The sequence below is a fragment of the Serratia odorifera genome, assembly GCF_041448735.1.
Taxonomy (GTDB): domain Bacteria; phylum Pseudomonadota; class Gammaproteobacteria; order Enterobacterales; family Enterobacteriaceae; genus Serratia_F; species Serratia_F odorifera.
Window position 1 is genome coordinate 51,327 of record NZ_JBGMUT010000015.1, and the last position, 11,765, is coordinate 63,091.

Genomic DNA, 11,765 nt, shown 5'->3' on the forward strand with positions numbered 1-11,765 from the left:
GTTCTCAATCTCCATCCTGGAGGTGTCCCTGGTTTCATGCCTGAAACATCCTGAGCATCATCCTGACGCCATCCCTGTCACTCTTCACTGAGTGCATCCACTTCTTCATCCTGAAGCCTGCATCATCCTGACGCATCCTGCTCCAACCATCATCCATCCGGTAGGCATAAGATCGCCTAATTCCATGCGGATCACAAGGGCTTGTAAAAGCATTACGTCAAAAATTGCGCCAAGAGTTATCTTAAGAGAAAGTTAACTATTTGATACACCTGGCAATAAATCAAATTTTGCGTTAACGCGATATGAAATTAAAAGCGATCTCGCACAACTCTTGTGAGAGATCTCTCACACGGCACGGCACGATTTAACCTCAGTCGCGCAATGTTGGCCGCAATGCATCCAAAAAATTGCCCAGACTGGCCGCCAACAAGGTACGCTTATCGCTGCCAAACTGTTCAAGCACCACGTTGCCGCTGACGTTGCACAGCGACACCACGGCCATCTCGGAGTCGGTAGTGGCTAAAAACAGCGTCGGCGACAGTTTCAGGCGCTTTTGCGTCACCAAATGGCCGATCAGGTTTTCCTGCAGGCGAATAAAGTCCTCGTCGCTCCATACCTGCAAAAGACAAAGCTGGTGCTCGCCGAACTGCGCGCTCATATCGCCAGCGAATTGCCGGGTATAAAAAGCGTGGATGTCCGGTTGCAAACGCAACGCCATTGCCGTTTCGACCTTTTCCAGCGTCGCGTCGGCAGGCGTGAACGGCTGCGGCAGCCACAACACCGCGTCCTCACGGTTTTCAACGATGCATGGCGAAGCAACGCCATACAGTTCGCAGCTTGCCGGCGCATGACCGCGCTCCTGCTGCCAAAGCGCCACATAGCGCTGGGTAAATTCACGCAGGGCGTGCGTTACTTGATGATCCATATTTCCTCTCGCATACGCTAAACTGGCTGCCATTGTACCTCGCTAACTTTAAGGTGACAGCAGATGTCCTCTCATCAAGATCATCAGGCATTATCGGGCCTGACGCTCGGCAAGCCGACGGCCTATCACGACCACTATGACGCGGCGCTGCTGCAACCGGTGCCACGCAGCATGAACCGTGAACCTCTGGGCCTGTATCCGGACAACCTGCCGTTCCACGGTGCAGACATCTGGACACTGTACGAACTCTCCTGGCTGAACAACAACGGTCTGCCGCAGGTTGCCGTGGGAGAAATCAGCCTCGATGCCGCCAGCGTGAACCTGATCGAGTCCAAAAGCTTTAAGCTGTACCTTAATAGCTTCAACCAGACGCGCTTTGCCGACTGGGAAACGGTGCGCAACACCCTGCAACGCGATCTGGCCGCCTGCGCGCAAGGCGGCATCGAGGTGGCACTCTACCCGCTGGATCGGCTGGAAGGTCAGCCTATCGCTGGTTTGCGCGGCGAATGCATCGATCGGCAGAACATCACCATCGACAACTATCAGTTCAACGCCGATTATCTGCAAAATGCCGCCGGCACGCAGACGGTAGAAGAAACGCTGGTCAGCCATCTGCTGAAGTCGAATTGCCTGATCACCAATCAGCCGGATTGGGGTTCGGTGCAGATCTGCTATCGTGGCCCGCAGATCGATCGCGAAGCATTGCTGCGCTATTTAGTGTCGTTCCGACATCATAACGAGTTCCATGAACAATGCGTTGAACGTATCTTCAATGACATCATGCGTTTTTGCCAACCGCAGCAGCTGTCGGTCTATGCACGTTATACCCGCCGTGGCGGGCTGGACATCAATCCGTGGCGCAGCAATGGGCAATTTTCACCGTCACATGGCCGTCTGGCACGCCAATAATGCGAAGCGCTGCTCAACAACTGAGCTAACGGTAGCGTTACGTTGGTAAAAATCAGGGGACAGCGGTAAGGTTAAATAAGGACCAGCGCAGCAAAGCGCCCCTTGGCGTGCAAAGTGACAGCCTTACCGCCGTGTGCGAAAAGCCCATTTACAATAATCGATGCTGTTCTGCTGCCGTATGGATTACTACCGCCCCATATTGGGTGCAAAGGAGTTACCTTGATTACACATATCAGCCCACTTGGCTCGATGGATTTGTTGTCGCAGTTGGAAGTCGACATGCTGAAGCGCACTGCCAGCAGCGACCTGTATCGTTTGTTCCGCAACTGTTCGCTGGCGGTGCTGAACTCCGGCAGCCAGACCGACAACAGCAAACAGCTGCTGTCGCGTTATGAAACCTTTGATATCAACGTACTGCGCCGCGAACGCGGGGTAAAACTGGAGCTGGTCAACCCGCCGGAGGAGGCCTTTGTCGACGGGCGCATCATTCGCTCGCTGCAAGCCAACCTGTTCGCCGTACTGCGCGATATCCTGTTTGTTCATGGTCAGTTGGTCAACGCCGGCCGCTTCCAGCATCTGAACCTGGAGAACTCCGCACATATCACCAACCTGGTGTTTTCCATTCTGCGCAACGCGCGCACGCTGCACCTCGACGAAGATCCAAACATGGTGGTGTGCTGGGGCGGCCACTCGATCAACCCGACCGAATACCTGTATGCGCGCAAGGTCGGTAGCGAGCTGGGTCTGCGTGAACTGAATATCTGCACCGGCTGCGGGCCGGGTGCCATGGAAGCGCCAATGAAGGGTGCAGCGGTCGGACACGCCCAGCAACGCTACCGCAACAGTCGTTTCATCGGTATGACCGAACCGTCGATCATTGCCGCCGAACCGCCTAACCCGCTGGTGAACGAACTGGTCATCATGCCGGATATCGAAAAACGTCTGGAAGCCTTTGTGCGTATCGCGCACGGCATCATCATTTTCCCAGGTGGCGTCGGTACGGCAGAAGAGTTGCTGTATCTGCTGGGTATACTGATGAATCCGGAAAACAGCGACCAGGTACTGCCGCTGATCCTCACCGGGCCGAAAGAAAGCGCCGATTACTTCCGCGTACTGGACGAGTTCATCATGAATACCCTGGGCGATGAAGCACGCCGCCACTACACCATTATCATTGACGATCCGGCCGAAGTGGCGCGCCAGATGAAACTGGCAATGCCGCTGGTGAAGGAAAACCGCCGTAATACCGGTGATGCCTACAGCTTTAACTGGTCAATGCGCATCGCCCCCGATCTGCAATTGCCGTTTGAGCCGACCCATGAAAACATGGCCAATCTCAACCTGTCGCCGGAGCAGCCGCCAGAAGAACTGGCTGCCGCCCTGCGCCGTGCGTTCTCCGGCATCGTCGCCGGCAACGTAAAAGAAAATGGCATTCACGCCATCGAGCAGTTTGGTCCTTACAAACTGCACGGCGATCGGCAGATGATGAAACAGATGGACAGCCTGCTACAAGGGTTTGTCGCCCAGCATCGCATGAAGCTGCCGGGCAGCGCCTACGTGCCCTGCTACGAAATCATTGCCTGATCCCCCTCCCCTGGGCGGCGCGAGCCGCCCACTTTAATTAGTGTAAATGTCATGCCCATATCCTTGCTTATTGTCGACGCGCTAAACCTGATCCGCCGCATCCATGCGGTACAGGGATCGCCATGCGTCGATGCCTGTCGCCACGCCTTGCGCCAGTTGATTCAGCACAGCAGCCCGAGCCACGCGGTGGCGGTGTTTGATGAGGACGATCGCAGTGACAGCTGGCGGCATCAGTTATTACCGGACTATAAGGCCGGGCGCTCGCCAATGCCGGAAAACCTGCAACAGGAAATGCCACAGCTGCGTCAGGCGTTCGAAGCCCTCGGCGTAGCCTGCTGGCATTCAGCGGGTAATGAGGCTGACGATCTGGCCGCTACGCTGGCGGTAAAAGTTGCGGCCGGCGGCCATCAGGTCACCATCGTCTCCACCGACAAAGGCTATTGCCAACTGCTGTCGCCCAAGGTGCAGATCCGCGATTACTTCCAAAAACGCTGGCTGGATATGCCGTTTGTGCAGCAGGAGTTCGGCGTGTTGCCGCAGCAGTTGGCGGATTACTGGGGATTGGCGGGGATTGGCAGCAGCAAAATACCGGGCGTCGCCGGCATCGGACCTAAAACGGCGGTGCAATTGCTGCAACAGGCGGGGAGTCTGGATGGCGTGTACCAACAGCTGGCGGCCATCCCGGAAAAATGGCGCAGCAAACTGGAACAACATCGCGAGATGGCTTACGTGTGCAAGCAAATCGCCACCCTGCGCACCGATCTACAGCTTAACGGCAACCTGCAACAGCTGCGACTGCCCGAACGCTGACCGGCATTCCTCCTGAAGGCGGCGGAGGGATTAGCGCGTCATGGTGGGCTGATTGGCGGGCAGCCGACAGCGCGCCCCCCGCCAACCCGGGGATTAACGTTCGTCGCGACGGCCAGGGATCGCCGACCACATACGACGCACATGCACCGTCACTTCCTCACGATCGTGATACAACTGCTTGGCATGTACTTCAGCGCTGATATCCGCTGCCGCAAGCGCTTCACGGATGCTCTGCAAATTCTGCGAAACCTCTTCGTAACGCTTTTTCATTGGCAGTTTCAGGTTGAAGATTGCTTCGCGGCACCAGCCTTTGACCAGCCACTGGATCATTAAACTGGTCACCTTGGCCGGTTTCTCCACCATGTCGCACACCAGCCAGTATACCTTGCTGCTGGTAGGCTCGAAGCGGAAGCCATCGGCACGGTGGTGGGTCACCTGACCGGTATCCATCAGGCTTGGCGCCATCGGGCCATTATCCACCGCATGCACCATCATGCTGCGCTTCACCAACTGATAGGTCCAACCGCCAGGGCAGGCGCCCAGATCGACCGCATGCATACCGCTGGCCAACCGTTCGTCCCACTCATCGGCGGGAATGAAGACGTGAAAGGCCTCTTCCAGCTTCAGCGTAGAACGGCTCGGCGCATCGGACGGGAACTTCAGCCGTGGAATGCCCATATAAAACGGCGAGTTGTTATTGCTGTAGGAATAGCCGACGTAGCAACAGCCCGGCGCAATAAAGAATACGTGCACCACCGGCCGCGTTGGGTTCTCACGCGCCATCAGCACCTTTTGTTCGCGCATCGCGGCGCGCAGCGGCACCGTCAATTTACGGCAGAACTTCATCAACTCTTTACTTTCGTTGGTATCCGCCACCTCAACCCGCAGCTCGCCACCGCGATCGACCACGCCCATCAGCATACCGACAATCGGTGAAACCCGATCTTCAGGCGGCAGATCGCGCAGCAGTTCGCCAACCACCACCAGCTGACGGGCAAAAATCAGCTCGCGGAATGGAATTTCTTTTGCCAGACGGTCAGCGTCGTCCGGTTGATAGCACTCAAACAGCACATAGCCGCTGTTTTCCTTCACCCGTGCAAAACCAAAAATCTCCAGTTGCGCGGCTTTGTCGGTAATTTCCGCCGCACACTCTTTTTCAAAGCCGGGACGGCAGTACAACGCAATCTTATTCATGGCGCTCGGCCTTTTTCCCCAGACGCAACGCGCCAATCAACATCAATGCCCAACCGATCAGGAAGCACACGCCGCCAACCGGCGTGATATACACCCAGACCTTCAGGTGCGACAGCGCCAGACAATACAGGCTGCCGCTGAACAACACGGTGCCGAGCGCCAACAGCGCTCCGCTCCAGTAAAACCACAGGCTGACGCGACGTTGCATCGCCACCGCCAGCGCCAGGATCGCCAACGTATGGAACCCCTGGTAATCAAGACCGGTACGGATCCACGCCATTTCATTGGCGCCGAGGGTACCCGTCAGTACGTGTGCGCCAAACGCCCCCAGGGCGACAAACACAAAGCCGCTGATGGCGGCGAAAATCAGCATTGAACGACTTGTCATCGTTATTTACCTTTATTAAAGAAACCAGCCGCCGTCAGGCCGCGGCCAATTTATTGTTCATAGCGAAAGCGGAACTTTTCCTGTTCGCTGGCTGCTCGCGCCAGTATCCATTGGCGAAAGGCGGCTATTTTACCCAGTTCTGCCTGGCTGTCATGACATACCAGATAAAAAGCATTTTTGCTGACCAGCACATCATTAAACGGACAGACCAGACGGCCGGCTTCAATCTCGCTTTGCGCCATCACGTTATTGACCAACGCAACGCCTTGCCCGTGCACCGCCGCCTGTACCACCATGGCGCTGTGGCTGAAGATCGGGCCTTGCTGCACATTAATGTGCTGTAAGCCCAACTGGCGGGTATAGGCCAGCCAGTCGCGGCGTGAAGTATCATGCAGGAGCGTATGATAAGCCAGATCGTCCGGTGATTTTAATGCATGATCGCCGGTCAACAGGCTGGGTGAACACACCGGCAGTAAATATTCGGCATATAAACGCTCGGCGCGCAGGCCTGGCCAGTTGCCGCGCCCATAGAAAATAGCCACATCCACATCGTCGGCCAGCTTGTCCTCTTCACGGTCCACCGCCTGAATGCGTACGTCGATGCCCGGATAAGCTGAGTTAAAGCCGGACAGGCGCGGTACCAGCCACTGAATGGCAAAACTGGGCGGCAAACTGACGGTCAGCGCCCCTTTGGCGCTGCGTGCCTGCAGCTTGCGCGTCGCCTCATTGATCGACGAGAAAATCTCCTTGATATCCAGATAGTAACTTTGCCCTTCTTCGGTCAGCAACAGCGAACGGTTGCGGCGCCGAAACAGTTTCAGGCCAAGGAAGTCCTCCAGCGACTTGATCTGGTGGCTTACCGCGGCCTGGGTCACGAACAGCTCTTCTGCCGCTTTGGTAAAACTCAGGTGCCGTGCTGCCGCATCAAACACCCGCAGCGCATTAAGAGGAGGTAAACGTTTAGACATGAATTAGCTACTTTTGTGTAACAACTTCCGAGTGACTCAGCCAGGAAAGCGGGCTGCGTTGAACGGCAGGTTTCAGGCTCGTTTCCGTGAACCAATGCCATTAGTTTTTTTAATCCGAGGCATTATAATTTGTCCGTTGAGCATGCGCCAGCAAATACCTATAGTGGCGGCACTTCCCGGGCCGGAACGAAAAGGAATTGGGTGTCGAGGACGCCGATGAACTTTTGGCTTGTGGTTGTGATGTTGTGTTTGCAAATTGTCCGGCAATCCGGACGTGGTAGCTAAGCTACTGTTTTTTCACTTCCTGTACATTTACCCTGTCTGTCCATAGTGATTTTATGCAGCACCGCAAACGTTGCGGTGCTTTTTTTTATCTGGCGTTTACTGATCGCTTTCTGCCAGTTCCTTCACTTCTGCGCGGTTAATCTGCTGTTCCACGCCGTTGGCATCTTTGTAACTGATCATCCCGGTGTCATCATCAACCTGTGGTTTTCCATCAGCAACAATGGTTCGTCCATCATTGGTATGCATCACATAATTACTGGAACAGGCTGCCAGCGTGAATGTAAGCATCAGGGCAGAGATTACTGCGGCTGTTTTCTTCATTGTGGACTCCTTGTAGATAAAAATGCTGAAAAAAACCTTTTAAATTAGTAAAGGAAAGGTTTCATATGCCACTAAACAGCATAACAAACTCACTGAAGAATGCCAGACAAGCGCGGCAATTGAACGGCATAACTTGTTACTTTCGGAAAAATAGGACAGGATCGTTGCTTGTCCCAGCCAGTGATAGCTTGTATGACGTCGTTTAACCCTTCACTTTTCCGCAGCCAGTTTCCTGCCCTTGCGCAGGCCGGCATTTATCTGGACAGCGCCGCTACCGCGTTGAAGCCGCTGCCGGTTATTGCCGCGACCCAGCAATTTTACGGCAATGACGCCGCCACCGTGCACCGCAGCCAGCATCGAGCAGCGCAGGATCTGACCGCCCGCTTCGAGCAGGCGCGCCAGCAAGTGGCAGGGCTTCTCAACGCGCCGAGCGCGGATGACATCGTCTGGACGCGCGGCACGACCGAAGCGATCAATCTGGTTGCGCAAAGCTACGCCCGCCCACGTTTGCAGCCCGGTGACAACATCATCGTCAGCGAAGCCGAACACCACGCCAATCTGATCCCCTGGCTGATGGTGGCACAGCAGAGCGGTGCACAGGTGGTGAAGCTGCCGTTGGGCGCCGACTATTTGCCCGATCTGAGCAAGCTTCCCCTATTGCTGAACGAAAACACCCGTCTGCTGGCGCTGGGGCAAATGTCCAACGTCACCGGCGGCTGCCCGGATTTGTCACTGGCCATTCGCCTGGCACACGCGGCCGGGGCAAAAGTGATGATCGACGGCGCTCAGGGTATCGTGCATTGCCCGGCCGACGTTCAGGCGCTGGATATCGACTTTTATGCCTTTTCCGGCCATAAACTGTATGGCCCGACCGGCATCGGCGTGCTGTATGGTAAAAGTGAACTGTTGGCGGAAATGGCGCCATGGCAAGGCGGCGGTAAAATGCTGACCGACGTGTCGTTCGACGGTTTTACACCGCAAAAGCCCCCTCATCGCTTTGAAGCCGGCACGCCGAATATCGCCGGCGTGCTGGGGCTGTCCGCCGCGCTAAGCTGGCTGGAAAGCCAAAGCAGAGATCTGGCCGAACTCTACAGCCGAGAACTGGCGGCCAGCGCCGAACGGCGGCTGGCGCAGCTGCCGGGGTTTCGCAGTTTCCGCTGTTCGGATGCCAGCCTGCTGGCGTTTGACATCGCCAATCTGCATCACAGCGACATCGTCACCCTGCTGGCGGAACAGGGGATCGCGCTGCGCGCCGGTCAGCATTGCGCACAGCCATTAATGGCGGCGCTCGGCGTCAGTGGCACCCTGCGCGCTTCATTTGCACCGTACAATACACCACAGGACGTCGACGCGCTGGTCAACGCGCTGACCAACGCCATCGATCTGCTGGCGGATTAATCGCTTATGACATACGGAGACAGCATGCTTGCCCCTCATCCCTTTGGCCGTGACATCAGTGCGCAAACGCTGATCGACACCTTCACCGCGTTCAAGCAGTGGGAAGACCGCTATCGACAGTTGGTGTTGCTGGCAAAACAGTTACCGCCGCTGCCGCAGGACTTACGCGGTGCAGAACAGGAACTGAGCGGCTGTGAGAACCGGGTGTGGCTTGGCCATCAGTTACTGGCAGACGGCACGCTGCACTTTTATGGCGACAGCGAAGGCCGTATTGTGCGCGGCCTGCTGGCAGTGTTACTCACCGCAGTGGAAGGCAAAACGCCCGCGCAGATCCTGGCGAGCGATCCGCTGGCATTGTTCGAACAACTTGGGCTGCGCGCCCAGCTCAGCGCAACCCGCGCCAGCGGCCTGGCTGCACTGGCCACCGCTGTCAAAGAGATTGCCGCGCGTTATGCCTGACGCGCAGCCTTGGCCAGCATTTTCTTCAGGGCGTGAGATACCGCCACAAAGCCAAAGGTAGCGGTGACCATGGTCGCCGCACCGAAACCGGCGCTGCAATCCATGCGCTTGGGTCCCTCAGCGGTACTGCGCGAGGCGCACACCGTGCCATCCGGCTGCGGATAAACCAGCGGTTCACTGGAAAATACGCAGTCGATCCCCAGCTTACCCTTGCTGTTTTTCACCACCTTGAAGTCGTTCTTCAGGCGTTCACGCAGCTTGGCCGCCAGCGGATCCTGAATGGTCTTCGCCAGATCGGCCACCGCGATCTGCGTCGGATCGATCTGCCCACCCGCGCCGCCGGTGGTCACCACCGGGATCTTGTAGCGCCGGCAATAGGCCAGCAACGCCGCTTTGGGTCGCACGCTGTCGATAGCGTCAATAACATAGCTGAAATTGTTCGTCAGCAGTTCAGCCACATTGTCCGGCGTAATAAAGTCATCGATGCAGGTCACCCGGCATTCTGGGTTGATCGCCAGAATACGTTCCGCCATCACCTCGGTTTTTGATTGGCCGACGTGCTGTTTCAGCGCATGGATCTGGCGGTTGGTATTGGTCACGCACACATCATCCATATCGATCAGGGTAATGGCGCCAATCCCGGTGCGCGCCAGCGCTTCCGCCGCCCACGATCCCACACCGCCGATGCCAATCACGCAGACGTGCGCCTGGGCAAACAACGCCAGCGCCTGCTGGCCATACAAACGCGCCGTACCGCCAAAACGTTGCAGATAGGCTTCTGAATAAGGTGTGGTGCTCATAACGCTTTATTTACCTTGGGCCGCTCGCCGGGCTAACGGCGAAGGCTGTTGATTATGCAAATGACAAGGGCCGGAAAATCCGGCCCTTGCGGGTCTGGAACGCGCTGCGTCGCGCTTTAACGGGTTACCAGCAGCGAGCCGCTCTGATTGGCTTTTGGCTGGTAGGCGCTGAACAACGGCGCGCTGTTATTGCCGCCCTTCAACACCCAAACGCGACCATAGTGGTTGTAGTAGCCCGCCGAATGGCCGGCTTCCGGGCCGATCCCCTGGTACATGTCAAAGTGCTGACCTTTGATGGCACCGCCAACGTCCAACGCCACCATCAGGCGCATCTCGTATTTTCCCGTGAATTTACCCTTGTTGTCCAGTAAAGGCACTTCCGCCAGCAGCGTGGTGCCGGCAGGAATTAACGAACGGTCGGAGGCCACCGAGGCTTTGGCGATCAGCGGCACCGCGCTGGCGCCCTTCACCGGCGCGAAGGACTCAGGGCGGAAGAACACGAACGACGGGTTCTGTTCCAGCAGTTCGCGCACTTCCGCTTCGCTATGGCTGTCAGCCCATTGGCGGATCGCCTGCATCGACATGTCCGGCTTGGCCACTTCGCCACGGTCGATCAGCACCTTGCCGATGCTGCGGTAAGCGTGGCCGTTCTTGCCGCCATAGCCAAAGAACACCAGGGGCTGGCCGTTACCGAAGTCGACATAACCGCTGCCCTGCACTTCCATCATAAAGTTGTCCATCAGGGAGTTGGTATAGGCAATGATATAGCGGTCATCAAGCGCGCCACTGTAGATACCGGCGCGATCCGGCAGGCGGCCGCGGCCTTTTGGCGGCATACGATAAAGCGGGTAGCGGAACTCGCCCTGTTGGGTGTAGCGCGCCTGCAATACCGGGGTATAGTAGCCGGTAAACTGAACGTTGCCGTAGTTGTCTACCCCTTCCATCTGGTAGGCATTCAAACCGAACTGGCTCAGCTGGCGCGTATCGGCACCGGAGGCCATCCAGCTCTGCACCGCCTGATAGGTACTGTTGTTGCGATTGAATAATGACGGCGACGCGTACTGAATTTCCATCAATTGATCTGAATAATCTTTGGCATTGACCGGTACGCCGCGGGCATTGGGCTGATTAACCAACTCCAGCGATTGCTCCAGCCGCCCATCCTTATATTGCTGACCGCGATCGGTCGGCTTTGACGAACAGCCTGCCAGCACCGCTACTACCGTCACCACTAACCCGCCCAGCAGGTATTTGCCCCAACGTCCTTTCATCGCGCACTCTCTTAGACAGATATAATTTGTCCCAACATATCTCGAAAGATGAGGGATATGACGGCAAAACGATAACAAACGGCCATGGATAAAGGAATCGCCTGCCAACAAAAAAGTCGCCACCGGCAGGTTGCTAAAAAATCGGCAGATTGCGGGTAAAATCAGCAATAAAATGGCTTTCATTCAATTATCTGCAAAAAGGGGTTGCATCATAAATCATGGAGAGTATAGTGCGCTTCCATCGGACGCGGGGTGGAGCAGCCTGGTAGCTCGTCGGGCTCATAACCCGAAGGTCGTCGGTTCAAATCCGGCCCCCGCAACCAACCGATACCGTACCAGCGGTATCAGATAACAGGGTTGGCTTCGATAAGGCAGTAGACGGACGCGGGGTGGAGCAGCCTGGTAGCTCGTCGGGCTCATAACCCGAAGGTCGTCGGTTCAAATCCGGCCCCC

Annotated in this window: 12 protein-coding genes and 1 tRNA gene; 6 read left to right on the forward strand and 7 right to left on the reverse strand. The window is 56.6% G+C overall.

Features of this window, described 5'->3' with window-relative positions; all coding sequences use genetic code 11:
* Window positions 1-370: 370 nt before the first annotated feature.
* Window positions 371-925, reverse strand: coding sequence for a SecY-interacting protein (gene syd, locus ACCC84_RS21855; RefSeq protein ID WP_039991806.1), 555 nt, complete (start codon window positions 923-925; stop codon window positions 371-373).
* 63 nt (window positions 926-988) lie between these two features.
* On the opposite strand from syd, the gene queF reads away from it, so the two are divergent.
* The 3 genes from queF to xni all read left to right on the forward strand — a co-directional run bounded on the left by queF (window position 989) and on the right by xni (window position 4,228).
* Window positions 989-1,834 carry an NADPH-dependent 7-cyano-7-deazaguanine reductase QueF gene (gene queF, locus ACCC84_RS21860; protein ID WP_004959189.1) on the forward strand — a complete coding sequence of 282 codons (846 nt, stop codon included), beginning with the start codon at window positions 989-991 and terminating at the stop codon, window positions 1,832-1,834.
* Between the two features lie 219 nt (window positions 1,835-2,053).
* Window positions 2,054-3,418 carry a nucleotide 5'-monophosphate nucleosidase PpnN gene (gene ppnN / locus ACCC84_RS21865; RefSeq protein ID WP_039991805.1) on the forward strand — a complete coding sequence of 455 codons (1,365 nt, stop codon included), beginning with the start codon at window positions 2,054-2,056 and terminating at the stop codon, window positions 3,416-3,418.
* A gap of 51 nt (window positions 3,419-3,469) precedes the next feature.
* A complete protein-coding gene (gene xni / locus ACCC84_RS21870; protein ID WP_004959185.1) occupies window positions 3,470-4,228 on the forward strand; it encodes a flap endonuclease Xni in 759 nt (252 codons plus the stop codon).
* Between the two features lie 93 nt (window positions 4,229-4,321).
* On the opposite strand, the gene rlmM is transcribed toward xni, so the two are convergent.
* The 4 genes from rlmM to ACCC84_RS21890 all read right to left on the reverse strand — a co-directional run bounded on the left by rlmM (window position 4,322) and on the right by ACCC84_RS21890 (window position 7,384).
* Entirely contained in the window at window positions 4,322-5,422 is a 1,101-nt protein-coding gene (rlmM, locus tag ACCC84_RS21875; protein WP_004959184.1) for a 23S rRNA (cytidine(2498)-2'-O)-methyltransferase RlmM, read from the reverse strand.
* Window positions 5,415-5,810 (reverse strand): DUF423 domain-containing protein, encoded by a 396-nt coding sequence (locus tag ACCC84_RS21880; protein ID WP_088499772.1) that lies wholly within the window; start codon window positions 5,808-5,810, stop codon window positions 5,415-5,417. The genes rlmM and ACCC84_RS21880 overlap by 8 nt, the downstream gene beginning before the upstream one ends.
* Window positions 5,811-5,860: 50 nt before the next feature.
* Window positions 5,861-6,778 (reverse strand): transcriptional regulator GcvA, encoded by a 918-nt coding sequence (locus ACCC84_RS21885; protein ID WP_004959182.1) that lies wholly within the window; start codon window positions 6,776-6,778, stop codon window positions 5,861-5,863.
* A gap of 381 nt (window positions 6,779-7,159) precedes the next feature.
* Complete coding sequence (locus ACCC84_RS21890; RefSeq protein ID WP_198773915.1) at window positions 7,160-7,384, reverse strand: YgdI/YgdR family lipoprotein; 225 nt, start codon at window positions 7,382-7,384, stop codon at window positions 7,160-7,162.
* Between the two features lie 192 nt (window positions 7,385-7,576).
* Between ACCC84_RS21890 and csdA the strand changes: the two genes are divergently transcribed.
* Both csdA and csdE read left to right on the forward strand, forming a co-directional pair.
* Window positions 7,577-8,782 carry a cysteine desulfurase CsdA gene (gene csdA / locus ACCC84_RS21895; RefSeq protein ID WP_004959180.1) on the forward strand — a complete coding sequence of 402 codons (1,206 nt, stop codon included), beginning with the start codon at window positions 7,577-7,579 and terminating at the stop codon, window positions 8,780-8,782.
* Between the two features lie 24 nt (window positions 8,783-8,806).
* On the forward strand, window positions 8,807-9,241 hold the full coding sequence (gene csdE / locus ACCC84_RS21900) for a cysteine desulfurase sulfur acceptor subunit CsdE (protein ID WP_039991804.1): 435 nt from the start codon (window positions 8,807-8,809) through the stop codon (window positions 9,239-9,241).
* Here the strand turns inward: csdE and tcdA are convergent.
* The gene (gene tcdA / locus ACCC84_RS21905; protein ID WP_004959178.1) at window positions 9,232-10,041 is read right to left on the reverse strand and encodes a tRNA cyclic N6-threonylcarbamoyladenosine(37) synthase TcdA; all 810 of its coding nucleotides are present in this window, start codon (window positions 10,039-10,041) and stop codon (window positions 9,232-9,234) included. The two genes, csdE and tcdA, sit on opposite strands and share 10 nt — an antisense overlap.
* A 116-nt stretch (window positions 10,042-10,157) precedes the next feature.
* Entirely contained in the window at window positions 10,158-11,312 is a 1,155-nt protein-coding gene (mltA, locus tag ACCC84_RS21910; RefSeq protein WP_004959177.1) for a murein transglycosylase A, read from the reverse strand.
* 246 nt (window positions 11,313-11,558) lie between these two features.
* Here mltA and ACCC84_RS21915 point away from each other — a divergent pair.
* Window positions 11,559-11,635, forward strand: a tRNA-Met gene (locus ACCC84_RS21915).
* Window positions 11,636-11,765 lie beyond the last annotated feature (130 nt).

Excerpts from the sequence above, each read along its gene's own strand:
- syd (WP_039991806.1), bottom strand. The coding sequence starts at position 925 with ATGGATCATCAAGTAACGCACGCCCTGCGTGAATTTACCCAGCGCTAT.
- queF (WP_004959189.1), top strand. The coding sequence starts at position 989 with ATGTCCTCTCATCAAGATCATCAGGCATTATCGGGCCTGACGCTCGGC.
- xni (WP_004959185.1), top strand. The coding sequence starts at position 3,470 with ATGCCCATATCCTTGCTTATTGTCGACGCGCTAAACCTGATCCGCCGC.
- rlmM (WP_004959184.1), bottom strand. The coding sequence starts at position 5,422 with ATGAATAAGATTGCGTTGTACTGCCGTCCCGGCTTTGAAAAAGAGTGT.
- ACCC84_RS21880 (WP_088499772.1), bottom strand. The coding sequence starts at position 5,810 with ATGACAAGTCGTTCAATGCTGATTTTCGCCGCCATCAGCGGCTTTGTG.
- ACCC84_RS21885 (WP_004959182.1), bottom strand. The coding sequence starts at position 6,778 with ATGTCTAAACGTTTACCTCCTCTTAATGCGCTGCGGGTGTTTGATGCG.
- ACCC84_RS21890 (WP_198773915.1), bottom strand. The coding sequence starts at position 7,384 with ATGAAGAAAACAGCCGCAGTAATCTCTGCCCTGATGCTTACATTCACG.
- csdA (WP_004959180.1), top strand. The coding sequence starts at position 7,577 with ATGACGTCGTTTAACCCTTCACTTTTCCGCAGCCAGTTTCCTGCCCTT.
- csdE (WP_039991804.1), top strand. The coding sequence starts at position 8,807 with ATGCTTGCCCCTCATCCCTTTGGCCGTGACATCAGTGCGCAAACGCTG.
- tcdA (WP_004959178.1), bottom strand. The coding sequence starts at position 10,041 with ATGAGCACCACACCTTATTCAGAAGCCTATCTGCAACGTTTTGGCGGT.
- mltA (WP_004959177.1), bottom strand. The coding sequence starts at position 11,312 with ATGAAAGGACGTTGGGGCAAATACCTGCTGGGCGGGTTAGTGGTGACG.